This window comes from Clostridium algoriphilum (genome assembly GCF_020443705.1).
GTDB classification, from domain to species: domain Bacteria; phylum Bacillota; class Clostridia; order Clostridiales; family Clostridiaceae; genus Clostridium_AD; species Clostridium_AD algoriphilum.
Window position 1 is genome coordinate 1 of sequence record NZ_JAIZZK010000040.1, and the last position, 23,297, is coordinate 23,297.

Below are 23,297 nucleotides of genomic sequence, written 5' to 3' on the forward strand. Positions count from 1 at the left end.
AAACTGTTTTTTGCCTTTTACTGCTGACATAACAATACCCCCAATCATAGTTTTATTATCCTACAAATGGGGGTGTTTTTGCAATGTCCGTTTTTAGTGGTTCAGTTCATAGCTCCAGAGGTTTTTATTATTTAACTAATTTAAATTTTGTAATATCGGAAGGTGCTTTATTTACCCTCTTCATACTGATTAATTAATTTATAGTGTAGTTTTCTTTAGATCTAATATTTTCATAACATCAACACCACTTATGTTGCCATCATTCATCATCTTATAATACTTATCTCATAACTTAGGTACTTCAATTGGCTTACGCCCTTGATATTTACCTTCTGTTACCGCAACAGCTATACCTTCCATCTGTCTATCCTTTATATAGTCACGTTCAAGTTGTGCCACTGCTCCAAATACTGTAAGCATGAATAGCCCTGTGTTTGTAGTAGTATCTATGGCTTCTTTTAGTGATACAAATATAATTCCCTTATTATTTAACTGATCTACTAACTTTAACAAATCTTTAGTGTTACGAGCAAACCTACTTATGCTATCTACTAGGAGCTTATCACCGTTATTTAATGTTGCCATTAGATTAGTTAACACTGGTCTATCTGTTATATAAACATTTTTTAAAATAAGAAACCATTCATGATAACATAAATTCACACATGGAGGCTATTCCTCATCATTTAAGCAGCGTAACAAATTTCAGTTAAAAGGTGTTTTTAACATATATGTAGAACCTATTTAACTATAAAGTTAAAAGGAGTTGCTATCATGCCAAAAGAAGAAAAAGAGTTTTTTGATCCTAGTACGTTAATCTGGCACAAACCAGAAGGTTATCCAGAGGGAGTTTTGGAACTAATAGTTGCTGAGGATAAAAAGACGAAAGAATTTACTAGACTTACGATTTTGAATGTTTTGTATAAAAAGCATAAATTGAATGTTACTTAATACTAACAATTGATATTGTTATGTAACCTAATTTTTACTTTGATATTAACTCATCCTCGTCAATATGCTAATATACCTTTTTGGCGGGTAAGGACTAGGACTCTTCATTAAAGAACTTAACTGTTTTTCGTATATATTCATATAGCTTGGGTCTTTAACCTTAGAAACTTCTATTGTACCTAAAACTAGTCCAGATAACTCCTTTACAGTGTTTTCCACCTTTGTCTGTACTGTGTATTCATTTCCTCTACTAGAAACCATATTTAACAGTTTATCTGTGGCTTCGTGCTTAATTATGCTAGTGGATTTAACAATGCTTGTAATTCCCACAATTGCGGATACCAAAATTGAACAGCTCACTATAGCAATAACTATTTTAGTGTTAATCCTATTTTTCACTGAAATTTCCCCCTGAAGTATTTATATATTATTCATATTTTTTTATTTGATAAAATTTTGTTGAAAATCAGATGCAGGCATTGATTTTCCAATTAAATATCCTTGAATATAATCACATTGGAGTTCCTTTAAAGTATCGAATTCTGTTTCTGTTTCAATGCCCTCTGCAATAACTTTAATATTCAAACTATTAGCAATTGCTATTATAGATTTTACTATAACTATATTTTTAGAGTTGCTATCTAAATTTATTATAAGTGATCTATCTATTTTAATTGTCTCTATAGGAAGTTTGCTTAACCAATTAAGGGAAGAATATCCTGTACCAAAATCATCCATTGAAATTTTTACCCCGCGAGAATTTAACTCTAAAAGTACTTTTATTATTAAATCAATGTCCTCCATGGCCTCATCCTCAGTTATTTCAAGAGTTAAATACCTAGGATCTAGTAACTGCTCGTGTAATATATTCATTACTAATTGGACAAAATCCAATTGAATTAATTGTTTATAGGATGTATTTACGGATATACTAAAATCCTTTGCACCGAGCTTCTGCCATTCTCTACACTGTGCGCAAGCATTATATAGCATCCAATTATCGATTTCTACCATTTTACCTATCTTCTTTGCAATTGGAATAAACTCTATTGGTTGGATAACTTTCTCCTCTCGTTTCCATCTAATAAGAGCTTCAGCACTTATGACTTTCATTGATTTTAGATCTATTATAGGTTGATAGTACGTTATAAATTCATTTTTCTCTATAGCATTCTTTAAGTTTTTTTCCGTTTCTAACATATGATTATTTTTATCATTCATGATGTTGTTATATAGAATATACCCATGGCCCCCGCTATGTTTAACTTCATACATAGCTAAATCGGCATTTTTTATTAAAGTATCTACATCAGTTCCATGTTTAGGAAATAAACTTATGCCTATACTTGCACCTATAAATAATCGATTATTATTATAAATGAAAGCATCACTTAATACTTTTAAAATTTTTTCTGCAGTTTCTGTTGCACTTGATGAAGACTTTAAATCTCTAATAATTACAATGAATTCATCCCCGGCTATTCTACTGACTATATCCTTTGATCTTGTATTATTCTCCAATCTCTCTGCTGTTTTTGCAAGAACCATATCTCCTGCTTCGTGGCCGAAACTGTTATTTATAGCTTTAAATTTATCTAAAGCTATAAAGAAAAAAGCCAAATTCTCCTTTCCGTTTTCGAGTAATTCATTAATGTTTTCGAGTAATTTTTTTCTGTTTGCAAGACCTGTAAGAGTATCATAATTTGCAAGCGAAACAATGGTTTCATCTGATTTTTTTAATCTATGAAACATATTGTTAAATTTAGATCCAAGTTCAGAAATTTCATCATTTCCTTTTAAAATTATAGTTGGAAATACGTCATTAGAATTACGTACATTCTCAACTTTTGAGTTTATAATTTTAATTCGTTTTACAACAAACGAATAGATTAATATAAATATACTTAAGGAGAATAATATTGAAACCGAAAGTAGGATTAAAAGGTAGTAATCCAGGGTGTTTTTGGCCTTGCTAAAAATCTTTCTTTGTGTTGTAACCTTCACAAAGAAAGATGGCTCAGAAAATATATTGTTAAGTAATCCATAACTAGTAATGAAATTTTCATCAGTTACTTTAACAAATGTATCTTTCTTTGCAGAATCATTGTTTAAAATTAGGTCTTTATCATAATTGACTAAATTTGTTTGAAGTTGTGTATTTTGGTTAATAGCATCTATTTCATCTTTATCATAATATCTTGCGAAAATTAAAAAACCAGGACTACGACCTGAGCCATCACTTTTTGTAATTCTTTCAGTAGATATTAATACTGGAATTTTACCATATGGCACAAATCCTTTAATAGTTTTTGTGTTATTATTACTTAATAATTTAGAAGCATTTGAGGTTATATTTTTAGCTAAAGCTTCCGTAAATATATCCTTTGTCTCGTCTTCAATATTTTTTTTATAAACTGTATTTCCAAAGCTGTCAGTGATAAAAATAAAGCTTATTTTTGCCTTTGCCAAAGAAGTTGTATCATCAAAATTACTAGATAAATAATCATTATTTCTATTATTCAAATAATTATAAGTCTCATCCCATCTTGCATAGTCTAAATTCATAGAATTCATCCTAGAAAGATCATTTTGAATAAAATTAAGCACAACTTTGGCATCTGTATGAGCTTTATCAATTTCAATGTCAGTAAAGCTCTTTAGTAAAAATATTTTTGAGAACATGTAAATAAAAAGTATTAAAATTAAACTTCCTAAGAATACAATGCTAAATAATTTTACCGAAAGTTTCACATTTATCACCCACCCCACATTTATTTTTCATTGTTCTCAAATCTATAATAAATTGATAGTAAACAATAATTTTATTTTACATTGTTTTATTTGATTTTATGTCCATACTTAAATTCTCTAAGTCTTCTTTCATTTCCGGAGAATATATTTTATATCCATTTCCACCCTTGCGCTTAACTTCATACATAGCTGAATCAGCCTTCTTAATTAACGTATCTGCATCAATTCCCTGCTCAGGAAATATACTTATGCCTATACACGCCCCCACAAATAATTGGTTTTCCTTATAGGTAAAAGCTGTGCTTAATGTTTCCCTAACAGATACTGCAATTTTTTCAGCATTTGCAGAGACTTTCAAATTTCTTAATATTATTATGAATTCATCACCACCAATTCTATAAACTTCATCCGTTGATCTAATAATGCTTTTTAATCTCACAGCTACAGTTTTAAGAATATAATCTCCAGCTTGATGACCATAATTATCATTAGCACTCTTAAACTTATCCAAATCCATAAAAAGAATGGCAAATTTTTCAGTTTTATTATTTAGTAGTATATTAACATCTTCTAATAATTTTTTCCTATTAGAAAGTTCTGTAAGGGCATCATAATATACCAAATGACGTATTTGCTCTTCTGCAAAGAGTCTATCTGTAATCTCATTTTTAAGTTTAAGATTTGATTCTTCTAATTTTAAAGTATATTTCTTTTGTATTTCAGCTATCTTTTTTCTTTCAGAAACATCATGTAATAGAACAAGGATTCCTAATATATCCTTATATTCATCATATACAACTGTTGCTGATAGTTCACAGACAAGAGCTTCTTTATTTTTCCTGTGTAAATCAACGTCAATATTGATACCAGTTCCTTCTTGAATTATGGTATTAAAATTAAAATTTCTAAAATTTATTATTGTATCAAGTAAATTTTCATTTAAGTCCTTATTATTATAACCAGTTATATTTAGTGCAGCTTCATTACAGTTTTTCACAAGAAAATCTTCACCTAATATGATAATCGGTTCATTTACAGCTTCAAAAAGATATTCTGATACAAGTTCATAAGAAATTGATAACATTTTATGTTTATTAATTGCGTACCACATTCCACCCATTCCAATAGTGAGTGCTATAATCCCAGTCGGAAAAACCTCAATACCCATTACAGGAAAAATCAAATCTGTTATTACCCCTAACCCAAAAGTTATTAAACTGGTAATTAAAATAATTTTCATCTGTTTTCTGGCTCTATTCTTTTGAGCATTTCTCATTTGAAAATATATTATTACAAAACCTGTTATGGTTAAAACCATAATATATATACTAAAAACAATACCAATAGTTGTGGCAAAATATAAATTATCTACAAAGCCATAAGCTTCACTACTTACTACTTTAGATGGTTCACATATTAAATTATCTATTAAAAATACTATTAAAGTTATATATACTAAAGCTTGTATTTTTGAGTTGGAGTTTTTTTGATTTGTATCTTTAAGAGAAAACGCTAAGGACAGCCATATCCCATTAAAGGGGATAATACCTAAGGCAGAAATCATTCTCCATATATTTGAAATTTCTATATTGGTGGAAATTAACATGAATGCATATCCTATCGCCCAAATGCTAGCAGCAATACATAAAATAAAAAATATTACGTTAACTTTTGATTTTTTATTTCTCTTGTAACTATTGATACCCATAAATAAGTAGAAAATAAAACATATACATAATATTGCAAACAACATTGTTTTAATATTATCTGATTGTAACATCACTTATCCCCCCTAACACCTCAAAACTATCATAATCCATATGTACCTACGTAAAGCTTGAATTTATAACTTCTTCGCCTAGCCGCTTTATGCAGAAATTTATAGCTTTTTCATTCTTAACCTTCTAATTTTATTTTTAAATCCTTCTGTAATATATGTTGATAGTATCAAAAAAGCATACAACATAATTAAAATTATCTTGAATGCCTTTTCATATATTGCAAATAAGAATGCCTCTGGTAGCTCCAGAGGTTTTTATTATTTATATCGCAAGGTACTTTATTTACCTTCTTCATACTGATTAATTAATTTATAAAATGTAGTTTTCTCACGTTCAAGTTGTGCAACTGCTCCAAATACTGTAAGCATGAATACTCCTGTTGGGGTTGTAGTATCTATGGCTTCCTTTAATTATATAAATATAATGCCCTTACTATTAAGTATATTGTCTAAAGAAGAGATCTATAGCATAATCGTTACAATGAAACCTTTCAACATAATAAAAGATTATATTGAACCAAAAGAAAGAACCATCTGGAGCTCAGATGGTTCTTAAGTATTCTTTAACTGATTTTAATTTCGTAATATCTTTCCAATTACTCATTGCTTATTCGTTTAAGAATTCATGTACTGATACTTTCCGACGAGCTTGAGTAACTGTCGGAAAAATTCATAATCTGATTAAGTTTTAAACATCTAAACCCTTGAACCTACTGATTTACCTTGACTATGTCTACAATAGTCTCAATGTGAGGGGTGTGTCTATATTTTGCATTTTATCTTATCTGTATATATTTTATAATACTCTGTGAGCATTGATATAATACCATATATGAGGTATATAATAATTTTTAAGCACTAAATTTATTTAATTATATTTTATGTACCGGCGGAAAATGGTCGGAATTTCCACCACATCATTGAATTTTATGTATCTTTTAATCAATTAACTTTCTTAATCATTCATCTTCTAAACTCTTTCATTTTTGCAGTTACCCAGGTCCTAACTTTAATACCTTTTTTTACTGTGTACTTTCTTAAAATTGGGTACTACCAAATAGTACCCAATAATAGAATTTGTACTAAAAACGAACCCAGTGCAAACCCCCGACCTTCAGCTTCGACAGAAACAGTTTTTACTAAGTTTAAAAACCCGTCACGCCCTTTTAAATAGTCATTTTACTTTTTAGGTCTCTCATGCGGTTGGCCACAATTGGTTGATCACCCCTTTGTGGAATCCCGATGACTGGAATCCCGTAATACATGGCTTCATTGGCACTGTTCATACCGCAATGGTTAATGAACAAATCGGTATGTTCTAACACTGCAACTTGTGGAACGTAAGGGCCCCTACAAATAATTGATTTCCCTTATAGGTAAATGCTGTGCTTAATGATTCCGAAGCATCTACTGCAATTTTTTCAGCATCTGCAGAGGTTTTCAAATTCCTTAGTATTATTATGAATTCATCACCACCAATTCTATAAACTTCATCCGTTAAAGGACATATTCAGGTGTGGCAAATCTGCATTTGTTTGGGATTTAGCTCTGCATTTGTAGTTTATAAATTCACCATTAATAAACAAAAAAGAAGTAACATTAAAAGATAATAGAAAGATCAATATTATTACAATCTTCACCTAAAATGATAATTGGTTTATTTACAGCTTCAAAAAGATATCCTGATACAAGTTCGTAAGAAATTAACATCATTTTATGTTTATTAATTGTGTACCACATTCCACCTATAAAAATAGAGAGTGCTGTAACAATCAGTGTGGGGAAAAAAATATAAACTATTATAGGCATTAAACAATAACTAATTAAAGTGGTAATTAAAATGATTTTTATTTGTTTTCTGACTCTATTCTTTTGAGATTTTCTCATTTCAAAATACAAAATCACAAGACCTGCATTTGAAAAAATTGCATTATATTTTAAAAATATTTCCAATATTTGTATTTCATATAAATCTATAATTTATGAAATGTTTACTTTTTTTATTGTCATTAATTTGTATCCAACTAAACCTACTATTATAATTACAATTGCAATATCTGCATAATGAAACCATGGTCGAATTATAACCCATTTCTCACCCATGTAATAACCAGTATAACAAAGTAATATACTCCAAATTAACGATCCAAAGAAAGTATATAAGGTGAACTTTTTAAAGTTCATATTACTTATTCCTGCTGGAAGTGATATAAAAGTTCTTACGATAGGCAATAGCCTTGAATAAAAAACAATTTTTTCTCCATATTTTTTAAAACATGTATCACTTTTATCTAAACTTGATTTCGATAAATGCAAAAAAGATGCATATTTCTCAACTAGAGGTCTTCCACCTAATTTTCCTAAATAATAAGCTAATATTGAACCAAATGTTCCTCCAAGCGTTCCTATAATTATTGTTGGAATTATGCTCAGCCTTCCTGTATAACTTAAATAACCTCCAAAAGGAAGTATTGCCTCACTAGGTATTGGAATGCATGCGCTTTCAAGAGCCATGAATATAAAAACTCCTAAATACCCCAATTTACCCATAACTAATATTACCATGTTAATTATACTTTCTACCATACTTTCCCTCCATTAATTCTTATAATATATTATTAATTTCGTGTAAAGTTATATCCTGAATAGTAATTACATATTTAAACCCTAAAAAATATTTTGTCTACTTGATAAATCTCAATATTATAAATTATAATCGGTAAATGTATGATAAATATCATGCACTTGTGTAAAATATATGTAAGTTGATATAAATGATAATTATATATTATGTTAATCAGCGGAAATGAGTATATATTTACAAATAACGGCATTGCCGTTTCTGTTCCGTTGTTACACAAACCCCGAATACTTACTTTTGTTGAGATCATAGAAACTAATCATATTTTTGCACTATTTTTTAGTGGTTTTATTAAAAGAAAAGATGCCACCCCAAAATTTGGTAGCATCTTTTAAAACCTTATTTAGTATTAAGAGGTTCTATTTTCAACTATAACATTAAAATAAGTGCTATCTTTTTGTTATAGAATCAGCATAATTTTTTAAATCATATAATTTTCCTGAATTTAAGCCGCCCATGCCACCTTGTTGATGATTACTCGAATCTGAAGATTTTTTATTGATACTAGATGTATTGGAGGGTTTAGTAGCATCCTTCCATTCACTTTCTAGAACCAAAGTACCTGCTTTAGATGCCCAGGTCATAATTTCGCTGTTTTGGGTACTTTCAGCTCCTGCTGCCTTTACGTCGCTACTTACTTTACCTTCAGTGGCTGATTTCTTTGCATCACTACTTGAACTACCGCCCATATCTCCTCCTACCATTACATATCTTACTTCTCCTTTAGCAACAAGAGACTTAAATTGCTTTAAAGTAAGTATTTTATCACTTCCTAAAAAACCTCCTAAGGACATTGCAGATTTTCCGGTTTTAATTATTATATCTGAAGCAATACCCATAGATGTTGAAACTGTAATCTCATATTTTTCAGTTGTGTTATGAGTTTCTAAGAATCTTATTAATTTTGTGTTGTCATTAGTTTCAATTCCCATACCTACACCTTCAGTTTTAGAGGATGTGATTTCTAATCCTGCAGAAGGCATACTTCCATTAACTGGGTAAAACATTGTAACACCTGACCAAACTGTAGGAGTTATTAAAAGTCCTACTACAGCGGTTATAAGCAGATTTTTCTTTAATCTCATATTTTCATTTTTTGTCAATTTCACAATAATAAGTATAATTGAGGATACAAAACATAAAATTGCCATAGCAATCATTAAATATTTAGTTATCTTAGAGGTTTTGTAAAAATATGATAAAATCAGTAACTGAACTAAGCCATCTACTATAAATGCTGCCGGCAAAATCCAAGATTTCCATCCACCTTTTTTATAAAGCTCCCACATTGATACAATTCCAATTCCACACAAAGCCGCAATTGGTGGTGCAAGCATAGTTAAATAGTAGGGATGAAACATTCCTGATGTAAAGCTAAAATATAAAAATACTGGTAAGAGCCACATTGACCATAATATTAGTGCTGACTTTCGTCTATCATTGTTGAAAGGATTTTTGAATTTTTCTTTTAATACAGCTGCAATAAATCCAAATATAGCAAGTGGAAATAGCCAAATTATTTGATCTGATAAGCTATTATTTGTAAATAGTCTTGTAGTGCTAGATTTACCGCCGCCCATCATTCCACCACCGGCTCCGCCACCGCTAGGTATTTCCATTCCTTTTGGTATTTCCATTCCTCCGGGCATTCCTCCGGTCATTCCCATTTCCTTTCCATTAGCACTTTTTGTCATAGCACCGCCGCCCATTGCGGAATTACCACCAAGACCTAGCCTATTTAAACCATTCCAACCAACTATAAGCTCCATTTCCGAATTATTTGTGCTGCTATCAACATAAGGTCTGTTTGCTGCAGGCACTAAGTCTACGATAAACGCCCATGAAAATGAAACTAGTAGAAGAACAAGTGTACCTATAAGAAGATGTTTTATTCTCTTCTTCATAGAAACTGCAGTGGAAAGAAGATAGGTTATATATATAGCTGGAACTACCATATAAGCTTGAAGCATCTTTATATTAAAGCCAAGACCCACAATCGCTAAACTTAATAACAGATATTTTATTTTTCCTTTTTCAGCAGCTATAGTAAGTGCCCAGCAAGCTAAAAGTAGGGTTAAAACAAGTAAGTTATCGCAAGTATTATTTCTACTTACCGCGACAAAAATCGGTGTTGTTGCAAGACATAATGCAGAAATTAGCGCTGCAGTACTTCCATATGATCTTTTAACCAGATGATAAATTACTGCAACTGAAAGGACTCCTGCAAGAGCCTGTGGAATAAGTATTCCCCAGCTGTTAAACCCAAATATTTTAGCAGATATAGTCTGAATCCAAAAACCAAGAGGCGGTTTATCAATAGATACAAAACTTGCAGGATCAAAAGATACAAAGAAGAAATTTTTAAGATTCATCGTCATACTTTTTACACCCGCAGCATAAAAAGCGTTCGAATACCCCTCTAAGCCTAAATTTACAAAATTTAACAATGTAGATAATAATAAAACTAATGATAGCCCTAAGGTTTCTTTTGTGAATTTTATTTTTTTCTTCAATTTGATTACCTCCTTAATTATTGCTAGCCACTTTCTCATATAGATATATAAGTAAGTTTTTTTATGCCATTCCAATGCTGTTTCTACAATGTCTTATAAACTTTGTAAGGCCTATGCTATCTTTTTAGCAACCGGCTTCGATTTTTCAACGCTCCCAAATACCCAAAATCTGTATCCTAAAAAATTAACTACTTGAGCTAATACCATTGAAATAATTTTTGCAAAAAAAGAATTCATAGAACTATCATTCATTAATATACTCAAACTTATTAAACTTACGCCTAGGGATGCTAAATTAACAACAATAAATTGAACAATCTCCTTTGTTGTTTTCTTATTGGTTATCGTGTCATCAAAAGTCCATAATTTATTTAAGAAATAACTGTTTAAAGTACCACTTGAATAGGATAATATCTGACTTACAACATAGTTAACACCAAATAAACTATTTATCAGAGTAAATACTCCAAAGTCAACTATAGTATTTAAGCCCCCTACGCAACCAAATCTTATAATAGGTTTAAACTTTTTATTATTTATTAAAGTATTTACATGTTCCATTCCTATATGCCTCCTAATAATTTAAAGTTAATTTTGTAATAAATTTTTGTTCTATACTCTAATTATAAGTTACAAAAATTAAACGCTAATAAATAAATTATAAAAAAACAATAAAGATTGTGCAGGCACTATATCTAGATCAAACCTTTCTTTTAGCTATAAAAATATGATATCTTTTCTGAATGAAAACAAGACCAATAGATTCACCTTATCTATTGGTCTTAATTAAGATAATATTAATTTTAATTTACGCGAATAAATTTCGAAAAACTTATCTACTTCTCTTATTATGGGTTCTATGCTACTACATCGGTAATTTCAAATTGGCTATTATAAAGGTTATAGTAGAAACCACCTTGTTTCATTAATTCATCATGGCTACCTTGCTCGATTACATCACCGTTATTCATAACCAGAATTACATCAGCATCTCGAATAGTGGAGAGTCTATGTGCGATAACAAAGCTAGTTCTTCCTTTGAGCAGCTCATCCATTGCTTTTTGAATTAATACTTCTGTACGAGTATCCACAGAACTTGTGGCCTCATCTAAAATTAATATTCTTGGGTCTGTAATGATGGCACGTGCAATAGTTAAAAGCTGCTTTTGACCTTGAGATATATTGCTTGCCTCCTCATTAATAACCATGTTATAACCCTCTGGCAGTGTCTTTATGAAATGATGTGCATAGGCTGTTTTAGCTGCTGCCACCACCTCCGTATGGGTTGCACCCTCTCTTCCGTAGGCTAAATTTTCTTCAATTGTACCATTAAATAACCAAGTATCTTGAAGAACCATACCAAAGATAGTATGCAAATTGTCCCGTTTCATATCTTTAATATCAATACCATCTATTTTAATACTTCCGCCATCTACCTCATAAAATCTCATAAGAAGATTAATAAGTGTTGTTTTACCTGCACCTGTAGGACCTACAATTGCAACTGTTTGACCACTTTTCACTTCAATATTCAAATTGTTAATTATAGGCTCATCCTTAGAATATCCAAATTTAACATTTTTCAAAGATACATTGCCCTTAGTTTTTTCTATTTCCACAGCAGTTTCAAGGTCTGGTACTTCTTCTTTTTCATCTAATATTTCAAATACCCTTTCCGCAGCTGCAATGGTAGATTGAAGTGTTCCTACCATATTTGAAATAGTAGTCAAAGGCTGCATAAACTGCTTCATATATTGAATAAAGGCTTGAATCTGCCCTACCTGTATTTTCCCTTGTACAACAAAGATACAACCTAATACTGCTATTAATGCATAGCCAACATTACCAAAGAATGTAACAATCGGCATCATAGTTCCTGAAAAGAATTCAGCACGCCATGCGTTTTCATAGATATCCTTATTGATGGTGGTAAATTTCTCTTTTGCTTTTTCTTCATAGTTAAAGATTTTTACAATGTTATGTCCTGTGTACATCTCTTCAATATGTCCATTAATTTCGCCTATGGCTTTCTGTTGCTCAGTAAAATATTTTTGTGAGCCTTTAATTACAGTTAATGAGGCAATCATAGAAAGAGGAATTACAATAATTGCTATAAGTGACATCCACAAATTAATGCTAAACATCATGAGCAAAATCCCTATAACTGTAGCAATAGAAGTAATAATTTGGGTAAAACTTTGTTGCATTGTAGAGTTTATAGTTTCTATATCATTAGTAACACGACTTAAAATTTCCCCGTGAGTTTTGCTATCCAAATATTTAAGTGGCAACTTATTTATTTTACGGTCAACATCATTCCTCATATTATATATAGTTCTGGATGTAATCTTTGCCATAATAAAACTTTGCAAAAACTGAAATAGTTGTGACAAAACATAAATAACTGTTAGCCACTTTAAAATGTATAAAACATAGGTCCAATTAAGTTTTCCTGTGGATACCCATTTATAGAGTTCCGTTGTTACTTTCCCTAAAATTTCTGGTGCTGCTACCGTAAAAGCAGTACTTAGAATTACCATTACTAAAACAGCGATAAGATGGAATTTAAATGGAGAAAAATAATTAATTAAACGCTTGGCAGAAGATCCAAAATGTTTAGGCTTTTCTATATCCATTACTGCCCCAAAGGCAGGTGTTCCTTGTGATGAATTATCTTCATTATGTTTACTCATGCTCCCATCTCCCCTTCTCTAAACTGTGAAGCTACTATTTCTTGATATACAAGGCATCTGGTTAATAGCTCTTTATGTGTACCAATATCATCTATTTTCCCTTCGTCCATTACTATAATTTTGTCTGCCTCCATAATGCTACTAACACGCTGCGCCACAATAATAATGGTTGCACCTACTGTTTCCTCTTTTAAAACTTTTCTAAGTAAAACATCTGTTTTGTAATCTAGAGCAGAAAAACTATCATCAAATATATATATTTCCGGCTTTTTAATTAATGCCCTAGCTATAGCAAGACGTTGTTTTTGTCCACCAGATACGTTGTTTCCACCTTGAGTAATAAATGCATCAAATTTATCATCCTTTTGCTCATTAAATTGTGTTGCCTGTGCAACCTCTGCTGCGTGATAAATCTCATCTATAGTGGCATCTTGTTTACCAAAACAAAGATTCTCTGTAATTGTTCCAGAAAAAAGAATACCCTTCTGAGGAACAAATCCAATTTTACCTCTTAGCCTATTCTGACCGTATTCTTTAATATTGATATCATCTATGAGTATCTCACCCTCTGTAACATCATAGAAACGAGGGATTAAATTAACAATGGTAGACTTTCCGCTGCCGGTACTGCCGATAATGGCCACTGTCTCATTTGGATTTGCTTTAAAAGAAATGTTTTTCAACACCGCTTCCTCTGCATTTGGATAAGCAAAGCTTACATTTTTAAATTCAACAGTTGCTTTAGTTTTTGTCTCAGTTAGAGGTTTATCTGTATTCTTAACTGAAAGTTCCATATCAATAACTTCTGATATTCTTTCTGCGGAAGCTGCTGCCCTTGGGTACATAATAAATATCATTGAAATCAACATAACAGACATCAAAATTTGAGTAATATACTGCACATAAGCAACAAGATTTCCGACATTCATGGTTCCTGAGTACACCATCTTTCCACCAAAATACATAACGGCAATGGTTGTTAAACTCATGATTACTGTAACTGTTGGCATTAGTGATCCCATTAGCCTTTGTGCGTGAATTGAAGTTTGAACATAATCATCATTTACATTATCAAAGCGATTGATCTCATGCTGACTTCGTTTGAAAGCACGAATAACCTTAATACCAATAAGATTTTCCCTTAAAACACGATTGATGGCATCAATTTTTTTCTGCATACTTTTATAGTATTTTGTTGTCTTGAAGATAATGAAGGCAATGATAATACTCATAATTGGAATAGCTACCACTAAAATTAGTGCTAAACTTTTTCCTGTGATTATTGCCATGACAACACCACTTAAAGCCATAAGAGGTGTAAAAAAACCAATTTTCATTAAAAACGTCATAAAAGATTGTATTTGAGTAATATCATTGGTAGTTCTTGTAATAAGTGAAGACGTCCCAATTTTATCAATCTCATGTAAGGAAAATTCTTCTACCTTAAAAAAAACTTTCTCCCTGAGCTCAGCACTTAGCTTTGTGGCTGTTCTTGAAGCGAAGTAACTTGCTGCTAGGCCACAAGCCATAGCAATAACTGCTACCAGGAGCATCTTCAGACCAATGTTAATAATAAGTCCTTGATTTCCTCCTAATATACCTTTATTAATCATAGATGCCAATAAGGTAGGAATTATTATTTCACAAATAGACTGAATTCCTAAAAATACAATTAGTATAATTACGGGAATTTTATAAGGTTTTAAATATCTCAGAAATAATTTCATAGTTTTCTCACCCTTTCTTAATAGTAAATTATTTTTTATTATTAACTTTTGTTTACTATATTCAGTATAGACTAAATAATTAGTAAAGTAAATAGTATTATAAATAAATATTTATAGTAATATTTTGTTTACCATTGCATTGACTTTTATGTACTGTAATCTTATAATAACTGTAAATAATAATTTATTATAAAGATTGGAGATAAAAATATGGATGTAATAGATACAAGAAAATTAATCGAGGAAATTCTTAGCTTAAATCCGCTTTTTCGTAAAACAATTTTTCGTCCAATGGAAACCTCCCCTATTCCTGGAATAACTCCCACACAAATGCATGCCATCTTCGCTCTTGCAACACATAACAATTTGAATATGACACAGCTTTCAGAAGAATTATCCGTATCTAAACAACAGTTAACTAAAATTATTGATGCTTTATTTGAAAAAGATTACGTTCAGCGCTTTAGTGACGAAAAAAATCGGCGCCTAGTTTTACTCAGATTGACTGACAGTGGCTACCGCTTTATTGATGAGATGACCAAGGTAATTGTAGAGGATCTATTTCCAAGGTTCGATTTATTTACAAACGAAGAAAAAGCAGCCCTTATGCAGTCTGCTATTACCATTAAAAACATCATGGGTAAGTTAGAAAAATAGGACGGTAAGTGTTAACTTACTGTCCTATTACTTTTTAAATTTATATCCAACACCCCAAATAGTTTCAATATATTTTTGCTCAGTTTGACTGATTTCAAGCTTTTCTCTAAGCTTTTTAATATATACAACTACAGATGCAACATCCCCAAGCGATTCCATGCCCCATACATGGGTAAATATTTCATCCTTTGAAAAAACTCTATTAGGATTAGATGCCAGAAAATATAGCAAGTCAAATTCTGTAGCTGTTAATGAAATTTCCTTTTCATTTAAAAAAACCATTCTTGATAACTTATCTATGGTTAATCCTTTAATACTAATCTTGTCATTAGTATTTTTCCCAATATCTACTATTTTATTATATCTTTCAACCTGAGCCTTTACCCTAGCTACCAATTCTCCTGGGCTAAAAGGCTTAGTTATATAATCATTTGCGCCAAAACCAAGGCCCTTAATTATATCAATATCCTCTTTCTTCGCTGATACAATAAGAATGGGTACTTCTTTATTAACTCTTATTTTCTTGCATATATCATAACCACTCATATTAGGAAGCATTAGGTCTAGTAATATTAAATCATAATCCTTATTTAAAGCACTTTTTACCCCTGCTTCACCATCATATTCAACATCTACACTAAATCCATTTACTTCAAGATAGTCTTTTTCAAACTCTGAGATTTCCTCTTCATCTTCAATTATAAGAATTTTATTCACCTTTAGCACCCCCCCTTAAATACTTTCTTTAGAGTGAAAAATATAGTTGTTCCTTCTCCTAAAACGCTTTCCGCCCATATCTTTCCACCGTTTCCTTCAATTATTTTTTTAGAAATAGCAAGTCCAAGGCCGCTTCCACCAGTTGAGGAATTTCTTGATGCATCAGTTCTATAGAATCTATCAAAAATATAAATCAGACTATCCTGTGCTACTCCTTGACCATTATCATTAATGCTTACTACTGCATAATCCTTATCCTCTTTAAGCTTGATAGTTATATTCCCTTTTTCTTTTTTTATATATTTCATAGAATTCCCTACAATATTAATTATAACTCTTCTTATTTTATCTCTATCTGCAATTACTATAGGATTAATTCTATCATCAATATCTAAATTTAGTTTAACACCTTTTTCTTCAGTATCAAGTTGTAACTCTTCAAAGCAGTCTATTAAATATTCCACTAAATTTATATTATCAAATTCAAATGAAATTCCATTAACCTCTAGTTTGGAATATAAAAATAATTCATCAATAAGGTTGTCAACAGTATTTATCTTAGAATACGCTGCCTTTAAGTATTTTTCTCTTTTCTCAGTAGAACTAGCCACCCCATCAATTATACCTTCAATAAAGCCTTTAATCGATGTAATTGGAGTCTTAAGATCATGGGATATATTTGATATAAGCTCATTTCTATTATTCTCATATTGTTTTTGAAGCTCAATGGAATTTTTTAGTCTTGTTCTCATTTTCTCAAAATCGCCACAAAGTTGTCCTATTTCATCTTTAGAATTGTATTTAAGTTCGAACTCCAAATTTTCATTAGTAATTTTATTGGTTGCATTTCTTAGCATATTTAATGGTTTAATTATGCTCCTTGATACAAATAATGTAATGACTCCATTTATACAAATAATTAATATTATAATAACTGCTAAACATTCAAAAATAAAATAATTAAATCCCCTCGATGCATTTCTAGCATCCATAACTATAAAAATACTTCCTTTTGTATTATTTGGAAATATAACATCTTTTTGCTTTATTAAAAAAGCTGGCTTATTATTAAAAGGCGCTAGGGGCATTGATTCTTGGAAACTGCCATATTGACCTAGTTGATTGTCAATATCTATGTTTTCTAGAAATCTTGATTGGTATATGATATTATTCTCTTTTCTAATAATTATTCCTTTATTACTTTTCCCAAGATTGTTATCCAAATCAGTTAGATATTTAAAATCCTCCTTATTATTTATGTCTAATGATGATAGCTTATTTATATCAATATAAATTGGGGACTTTTTTACTGATAACTCTGCGAAGGGATTACCATTTATACTTATACCTTGATTATTTTCTATTCCCTTTGTATAAATTTTAGCCATCCCAACCATTACAATTGTACACAAAATTATTGGAACAAATGTCATAACAATATTAGATATTAAAAGCTTATATTTAATTAACATACTTATTCTTAACCTCCAAAGTGTATCCCTAGATAATTAATTTCCCATGCTAAAATTATAACATAAACTTTAATGGTTAATTACCTTATCAAATCCAATTTTTTCTGAAATGATATATTGAGGTCTACCCTTTGCTTCATCATATATACGCCCTATATATTCTCCTATTATTCCTAACATGGTTAATATAAGTCCATTAAAGAATAATGAAATAGCCACAAGAGATGCCCATCCAGCAGTGGTACTTCCAGTAAATAATTTTTGATAGATAACTATAAGAATTGATATAAAGCTAAGCATTGACATACCCACGCCTAAATATGTGGCAAATTTCAAAGGTTTATATGAAAAAGCTGTAATACCATCACTAGCAAATTTTATCATCTTCTTTAAAGGGTATTTAGTCTCACCAGCGAATCTCTCCTCCCTATTATATTCAACGGCAACTTGCTTAAAGCCAACCCAGCTAACAAGACCTCTTACATACCTATTCCGTTCAGGTAACTGTTTTAAAGCATCACATACTTTTCTATCAATAAGCCTAAAATCCCCCGTATCCACTGGTATATCCACAGTGGTCATACTCTTTAGAATTCTATAAAATGCTTTTGATGTGACTTTTTTGAACAAGGTTTCCCCTTTTCTTTTAAGCCTCTTACCGTATACTACATCAAAACCTTCCTTCCATTTCTTTATCATGTCCAGAATTACTTCAGGTGGATCCTGTAGATCTGCGTCTATTATTGCTATAGCCTTTCCGCAGGCATTATCCATGCCTGCGGTTACAGCTACTTGATGACCAAAATTTCTAGAAAAGTTTATAACTTTAATATTAGGATCAAGGTTACTGATATTTCCACCTATTTCTAAGGTATTATCCTTACTTCCATCATTAATGAATATAATTTCATACCCTTCCTTTGTTGAATCCATAACCTTTTTCAATCTTTTATAACATTCGTTAATTACTAACTCTTCATTGTAAACTGGAACCACTACAGAGTATATTATTTCAGTTGCTTTCATCATATAATTTGCCTCCTAATAATTTAAAGTAAATTTTATAATTACCGTTTGTTCTATACTCTAATTATAAGTTACAAAAATATAACGCTAATAAACAAATTATAAAAAAACAATAAAGATTTAGAGCCTTGGATTACTATGGATAGACGGTTTCTTTATAAAAATCTATAATCTTATCTCCTAAAATATAAAAAATCCAGATAAAATAGTTGTCACTTGATATACTTTTAGAGTACGTTAACTATTCTTTAATTTCATAAAAATATTCAATTTTTATAGATTAATGCAGTACTACCATCCACACTATTTCTAATTTCAAATCTCCACCTATTTATTAAAACTAGTTAAATTTAATAAATATCTTGTTAAATCTAGTTTTTAATAAAGTAATCTACTAATGCCTTGCGTAATCCTGTTATTTAGAGTTAAGACTTAATTAAGTTATTGTAAATATTTTACATCGCCTGGGGAATTATCTGATGTAACTTGCCCCTTGAGGAGCAAAAAAAAACAAAAGCACAGGCAATATAACTTGACCTGTGCTATAAGTTGGATTAAATCATTTTATGTGTTAAAAAAGTGTTCAAATAAAAAAATAGCAAGTTTTACATTGCTGTAAAACCTGCTATATCAACGGTTACGTTTTGGTGACTCCTAGGGGAATTGAACCCCTGATTCGGTAAATTGCTTTATATAACTTTCTATATTATGCTGTAACGTATGTACATCAACCCTTTCAACGGTATATCATTCTAAAGCTTTCCCACACTTTTGCGGGAAAAGTGTGGGAAAGTATATTGTCTAAAGAAGAGATCTATAGCATAATCGTTACAATGAAACCTTTCAACATAATAAAAGGTTATATTGAACCAAAAGAAAGAACCATCTGGAGCTCAGATGGTTCTTAAGTATTCTTTAACTGATTTTAATTTTGTAATATATTTCCAATTACTTATTCGTTTAAGAATTCATGTACTGATACTTTCCGACGAGCTTGAGTAACTGTCGGAAAAATTCATAATCTGATTAAGTTTTAAACATCTGAACCCTTGAACCTATTGATTTGCCTTCACTATGTCTACAATAGTCTCAATGTGAGGGGTGTGTCTATACTTTGTATTTTATCTCGTCTGTATATATTTTATAATACTTTGTGAGCATTGATATAATGCTATATATGGGATATATAATAATTTTCAAGCTCTAAAATTATTTAATTATATCTAATCATATTTTATGTACCGGTGGAAAATGGTCGGAATTCCGACCATTTAATATCTTTTCATCCACACTGACATACTCGCAAAACTGTTTAGGTGATATATAATAAGTCCACATAGAACTCATCTTTAAAGCTGTTCCGAAGGTCAATAATCCTCTTTGTAATCCCACCCTGACAAACTGTTGTAACTTACCCATAATTTCTACGGCTTTAATAACTGATAAATGTTTGCCATTGTACTCGCTCATTTTTTTCCACCTCTTTTAAATTCTTTATACTATTAATGAAGTTGTTGGTTTGATATAAAGGTATCCTCGTCTTCTCCTGGCACTTCATTTATTACTGGTGGTTGAGGAACTTGCTTTGGTCTGAAAAAAATTTCTATGATTTGTCTCAATTGATGGCTCTATATACATTCTGATTCTGCCCTCTAAATTTGTGATATATAGACCACCGAGATTGATGTCCGGTATATGTTTTTTCTTGTTAATTTAAATATACATAGTTATCGTATTGGACACATTTCCCAATGCAACTATATAAGCGTTTTATTAACACGAGGTATAATGCCACTCCTACTCATAATAACAACTCTAGTTATTTTAATAAAATTAAACTGTAGACTTATTTCTTCCTGTGTTTTTACTTTTAAATAAATTATTATCATGAATCAATCAACTCCTATAATTCAGCATATTACAATATATTCTACCTAATATGTTTATATACATGAATACCAGTTGACATCTTCGTAGTTATTATCATTATTACATATAATCTTTACTACTGTTTATGACCAGATTTAACCTTATATTTACCTGGGGCAGCTTTGTTCCCCCGGGAAATACTTTACTAAACTCATTATTTTTAATTATCAAACTTAGTTCATTAAAGCTTTTTATTCTAAGCAAAAAACCTAAAAACACAGGTAATATAACTTGACCTGTGCTATAAGTTGGGTTGAATCTTCCATCAGATAGTTTATACAAACCACTTTCAATGTGGTAAACATTTTTCATATATCTTACTAATTTTGCAAAGTAGTTTTTTCTCATTTTTTTCCCTCTTTCTATCTGATTTTATCAAAAATCAATAGAGGAAGAAAGTCCGAATTTGATACACTTTTGGAATCGGTAGAAATGTCAGTGAAATCAATGGTTTGACTATGGTATAGGCTAAAGTGCTGTTTGCATCATAAAATACAAGTTCGACATATCCCCATTATTCTTTTTCCCCTTCACTCATCAATTATATATTCATTTTTCCAGTTTACACAAGGTAGCATAAATCTATTTAAGTAAATATTTAAGTTGATAATTTTTGTTTTCTGCTTCTTTTGAAGTTATGTTAGTTATGTAGCTTCTCTTTTTTTTATAGATTACCTGTTTCCAATTATCATTCATTTTCTCTTGTTTCATTTGTCGCTACTTTTAGTTTTGATGTTAAGTTTGTATATTAGATTAACTTAGTGTTTTCTATAATCTACCACATATTTTTATTAAAATATGATAATACTATACTAGGTAATTAAATATAATTTTAAGGTTGTACCATACTGCCCTCCTAAGCTTTTAGAATTTTGATTTTTTATTACATTATTCTTAATTCAAATTCAAACTGTAACTATCTGATTCAATTATCGTTTTTTGTCTGTAGATATTGCGACTGTTATTTACTTTTATAAATTTAAAAAAGAAAGAAGGAATTTTTTATGGTAACATCTGAAATGATTCACCAGGCTAGAACCACACTACACAATTTAGTATTGACAAAATGGTTGACAGAGGATGTTTTTTCCCCCCGCTGGTGGTGTATGGTAGCATTTATTCTTTTTACATACGTGATGTGCATCTCCCTACTCAATAAGCGTAGGTTAAGCAAAATAATTTTATTTGGTTCATTGGTAGCTGTAGGAATGTTGGCTAATGAGTCAATAGGTGTGAGTTTTGTTCTATGGTATTGTGCTACACCGATTATACCTATTGTTCCATGCATTTTTGCCAGCACTATTACCATTCTCCCTTTGTACTATATGCTTGTTTATCAATACACCTCATCTTGGAAGCAATTTACTATATGGAATGCACTTGTCGCAGGTGTATACGCCCTTGTATTCCAGCCTATATTAGTGCATTTTAAAATTGATGAGTTTGATAACTGGCGTTATATTTATACCCTTTTGTCAGTTTTTTTCATTGCTTCACTGGTAAGAGCAGTCACATTATGGATAATAGGAATAGAAGAGAAACATCATAATTAAGACAATTAAGTGGAGATATAATGCAATTCACTACCTATAAAATTATCAAATTTACAGTTTGCGACATCAATGTCGGATGGAATATATGGTGTACCCAAATATTTAATAGTATAATGTTTCCAATGTTACTGCTTCATTATAAAAAACCAGTATATGCTTGTATTGTTGCACTCATAAGTCCTCGTATTTTATTTTTCATTATGAAAATACCATATAGCAGCATAAAATAAGATAAATTTAAACATAATATTTACTAAACAATAAGAAATTAACTTTATTTCTGTTATAAATTTTAAAAGAAAGAAAGATATAAATGACAACTGAAGCAAGGATACAATTAACTTCAACAGAATTAGGTACAATATGGATGACTTATCAATCAACATCAGCATCTTTAGTAATGTTTGATTTATTCAAGGAAACGACTATTAATAAAGAGGCCCAAAACATACTTGCTGACTATATTGTTGAATGTCAAAATATAAAGAATAAAACAGTGGCTATATTTAATAATGAAAACGCAGTTATCCCAATGGGATTCGAAGAATCAGATATTGTAAGAGAAGCACCTGCTCTATTTGATGACTTTTTTAACATAATGTTTCTTCGCCAAATGATGAAATTAAATTTTGGCCACTCCGCTGTGTCTTTAACTATGTCATATATGAAAGAAGTTAATGATATATTAAAGCTAAACTTTGAAGTTGCTAACAACTATTATCTTATGGCAACAAACTTTCTATTAGAAAACGGAGTACTTCCAAAACCACCATATGTAACTATGCCAACAACGGTAGAATTTATTGAAGGCAGAAATTACATGAGTGGATATAATCCTTTATCTGAGAAACGTGCATTAAATACAATTGAAGTTGGTTATATTACTG

Annotated in this window: 24 protein-coding genes; 5 read left to right on the forward strand and 19 right to left on the reverse strand. The window is 30.6% G+C overall.

The window, feature by feature from the left end:
• Positions 1 to 285 precede the first annotated feature (285 nt).
• Entirely contained in the window at positions 286 to 663 is a 378-nt protein-coding gene (locus LGK95_RS19145; protein ID WP_226126518.1) for a recombinase family protein, read from the reverse strand.
• Between the two features lie 111 nt (positions 664 to 774).
• On the opposite strand from LGK95_RS19145, the gene LGK95_RS19150 reads away from it, so the two are divergent.
• Entirely contained in the window at positions 775 to 951 is a 177-nt protein-coding gene (locus tag LGK95_RS19150) for a hypothetical protein (RefSeq protein ID WP_226126519.1), read from the forward strand.
• 45 nt (positions 952 to 996) lie between these two features.
• Here the strand turns inward: LGK95_RS19150 and LGK95_RS19155 are convergent, their stop codons facing one another.
• The 4 genes from LGK95_RS19155 to LGK95_RS22885 form a co-directional block, all read right to left on the reverse strand.
• Positions 997 to 1,350: a hypothetical protein gene (locus LGK95_RS19155; RefSeq protein WP_226126520.1), complete on the reverse strand. Its 354-nt coding sequence runs from the start codon at positions 1,348 to 1,350 to the stop codon at positions 997 to 999.
• Positions 1,351 to 1,392: 42 nt separating this feature from the next.
• Positions 1,393 to 3,702: an EAL domain-containing protein gene (locus LGK95_RS19160; protein WP_226126521.1), complete on the reverse strand. Its 2,310-nt coding sequence runs from the start codon at positions 3,700 to 3,702 to the stop codon at positions 1,393 to 1,395.
• Between the two features lie 76 nt (positions 3,703 to 3,778).
• Positions 3,779 to 5,482, reverse strand: coding sequence for a diguanylate cyclase domain-containing protein (locus tag LGK95_RS19165; protein ID WP_226126522.1), 1,704 nt, complete (start codon positions 5,480 to 5,482; stop codon positions 3,779 to 3,781).
• 279 nt (positions 5,483 to 5,761) lie between these two features.
• The gene (locus tag LGK95_RS22885; RefSeq protein ID WP_404814476.1) at positions 5,762 to 5,851 is read right to left on the reverse strand and encodes a hypothetical protein; all 90 of its coding nucleotides are present in this window, start codon (positions 5,849 to 5,851) and stop codon (positions 5,762 to 5,764) included.
• Here LGK95_RS22885 and LGK95_RS22890 point away from each other — a divergent pair.
• Positions 5,850 to 6,038, forward strand: a complete 189-nt coding sequence (locus tag LGK95_RS22890) for a hypothetical protein (protein WP_404814477.1) — start codon at positions 5,850 to 5,852, stop codon at positions 6,036 to 6,038. The two genes, LGK95_RS22885 and LGK95_RS22890, sit on opposite strands and share 2 nt — an antisense overlap.
• Before the next feature lie 610 nt (positions 6,039 to 6,648).
• Here the strand turns inward: LGK95_RS22890 and LGK95_RS22565 are convergent.
• The 8 genes from LGK95_RS22565 to LGK95_RS19210 form a co-directional block, all read right to left on the reverse strand.
• Positions 6,649 to 6,768: a hypothetical protein gene (locus LGK95_RS22565; RefSeq protein WP_264174616.1), complete on the reverse strand. Its 120-nt coding sequence runs from the start codon at positions 6,766 to 6,768 to the stop codon at positions 6,649 to 6,651.
• 32 nt (positions 6,769 to 6,800) lie between these two features.
• On the reverse strand, positions 6,801 to 6,992 hold the full coding sequence (locus LGK95_RS19180) for a diguanylate cyclase domain-containing protein (RefSeq protein ID WP_226126537.1): 192 nt from the start codon (positions 6,990 to 6,992) through the stop codon (positions 6,801 to 6,803).
• An 89-nt stretch (positions 6,993 to 7,081) separates the two neighbouring features.
• Complete coding sequence (locus tag LGK95_RS19185; RefSeq protein ID WP_226126523.1) at positions 7,082 to 7,435, reverse strand: hypothetical protein; 354 nt, start codon at positions 7,433 to 7,435, stop codon at positions 7,082 to 7,084.
• Positions 7,436 to 7,462: 27 nt separating this feature from the next.
• A complete protein-coding gene (locus LGK95_RS19190; RefSeq protein ID WP_226126524.1) occupies positions 7,463 to 8,068 on the reverse strand; it encodes a DedA family protein in 606 nt (201 codons plus the stop codon).
• 444 nt (positions 8,069 to 8,512) lie between these two features.
• Positions 8,513 to 10,675 (reverse strand): glycosyltransferase family 39 protein, encoded by a 2,163-nt coding sequence (locus LGK95_RS19195; RefSeq protein WP_226126525.1) that lies wholly within the window; start codon positions 10,673 to 10,675, stop codon positions 8,513 to 8,515.
• A 72-nt stretch (positions 10,676 to 10,747) separates the two neighbouring features.
• A complete protein-coding gene (locus tag LGK95_RS19200) occupies positions 10,748 to 11,197 on the reverse strand; it encodes a GtrA family protein (protein ID WP_226126526.1) in 450 nt (149 codons plus the stop codon).
• A 296-nt stretch (positions 11,198 to 11,493) separates the two neighbouring features.
• Complete coding sequence (locus LGK95_RS19205; protein WP_319001945.1) at positions 11,494 to 13,329, reverse strand: ABC transporter ATP-binding protein; 1,836 nt, start codon at positions 13,327 to 13,329, stop codon at positions 11,494 to 11,496.
• Positions 13,326 to 15,056 carry an ABC transporter ATP-binding protein gene (locus tag LGK95_RS19210; protein ID WP_226126527.1) on the reverse strand — a complete coding sequence of 577 codons (1,731 nt, stop codon included), beginning with the start codon at positions 15,054 to 15,056 and terminating at the stop codon, positions 13,326 to 13,328. Before LGK95_RS19210 ends, LGK95_RS19205 begins: the two co-directional genes overlap by 4 nt.
• Positions 15,057 to 15,266: 210 nt before the next feature.
• Between LGK95_RS19210 and LGK95_RS19215 the strand changes: the two genes are divergently transcribed.
• A complete protein-coding gene (locus LGK95_RS19215; protein WP_226126528.1) occupies positions 15,267 to 15,713 on the forward strand; it encodes a MarR family transcriptional regulator in 447 nt (148 codons plus the stop codon).
• Positions 15,714 to 15,740: 27 nt separating this feature from the next.
• Here LGK95_RS19215 and LGK95_RS19220 read toward each other — a convergent pair whose 3' ends face one another.
• The 6 genes from LGK95_RS19220 to LGK95_RS22570 all read right to left on the reverse strand — a co-directional run bounded on the left by LGK95_RS19220 (position 15,741) and on the right by LGK95_RS22570 (position 21,568).
• Positions 15,741 to 16,430: a response regulator transcription factor gene (locus LGK95_RS19220; protein WP_226126529.1), complete on the reverse strand. Its 690-nt coding sequence runs from the start codon at positions 16,428 to 16,430 to the stop codon at positions 15,741 to 15,743.
• A gap of 2 nt (positions 16,431 to 16,432) precedes the next feature.
• Positions 16,433 to 17,902, reverse strand: a complete 1,470-nt coding sequence (locus tag LGK95_RS19225) for a sensor histidine kinase (RefSeq protein WP_226126530.1) — start codon at positions 17,900 to 17,902, stop codon at positions 16,433 to 16,435.
• A 69-nt stretch (positions 17,903 to 17,971) separates the two neighbouring features.
• Positions 17,972 to 18,931, reverse strand: a complete 960-nt coding sequence (locus LGK95_RS19230) for a glycosyltransferase family 2 protein (RefSeq protein ID WP_226126531.1) — start codon at positions 18,929 to 18,931, stop codon at positions 17,972 to 17,974.
• Between the two features lie 1,224 nt (positions 18,932 to 20,155).
• Positions 20,156 to 20,398 carry a hypothetical protein gene (locus tag LGK95_RS19235; RefSeq protein WP_226126532.1) on the reverse strand — a complete coding sequence of 81 codons (243 nt, stop codon included), beginning with the start codon at positions 20,396 to 20,398 and terminating at the stop codon, positions 20,156 to 20,158.
• Between the two features lie 519 nt (positions 20,399 to 20,917).
• Positions 20,918 to 21,205, reverse strand: coding sequence for a hypothetical protein (locus tag LGK95_RS19240; RefSeq protein WP_226126533.1), 288 nt, complete (start codon positions 21,203 to 21,205; stop codon positions 20,918 to 20,920).
• A gap of 234 nt (positions 21,206 to 21,439) precedes the next feature.
• Positions 21,440 to 21,568 carry a hypothetical protein gene (locus tag LGK95_RS22570; RefSeq protein ID WP_264174617.1) on the reverse strand — a complete coding sequence of 43 codons (129 nt, stop codon included), beginning with the start codon at positions 21,566 to 21,568 and terminating at the stop codon, positions 21,440 to 21,442.
• A 293-nt stretch (positions 21,569 to 21,861) separates the two neighbouring features.
• Between LGK95_RS22570 and LGK95_RS19245 the strand changes: the two genes are divergently transcribed.
• The gene (locus LGK95_RS19245; protein ID WP_226126534.1) at positions 21,862 to 22,410 is read left to right on the forward strand and encodes a hypothetical protein; all 549 of its coding nucleotides are present in this window, start codon (positions 21,862 to 21,864) and stop codon (positions 22,408 to 22,410) included.
• Positions 22,411 to 22,723: 313 nt separating this feature from the next.
• A partial coding sequence (locus LGK95_RS19250; protein WP_226126535.1) for a DUF3231 family protein occupies positions 22,724 to 23,297 on the forward strand: 574 nt, incomplete at its 3' end.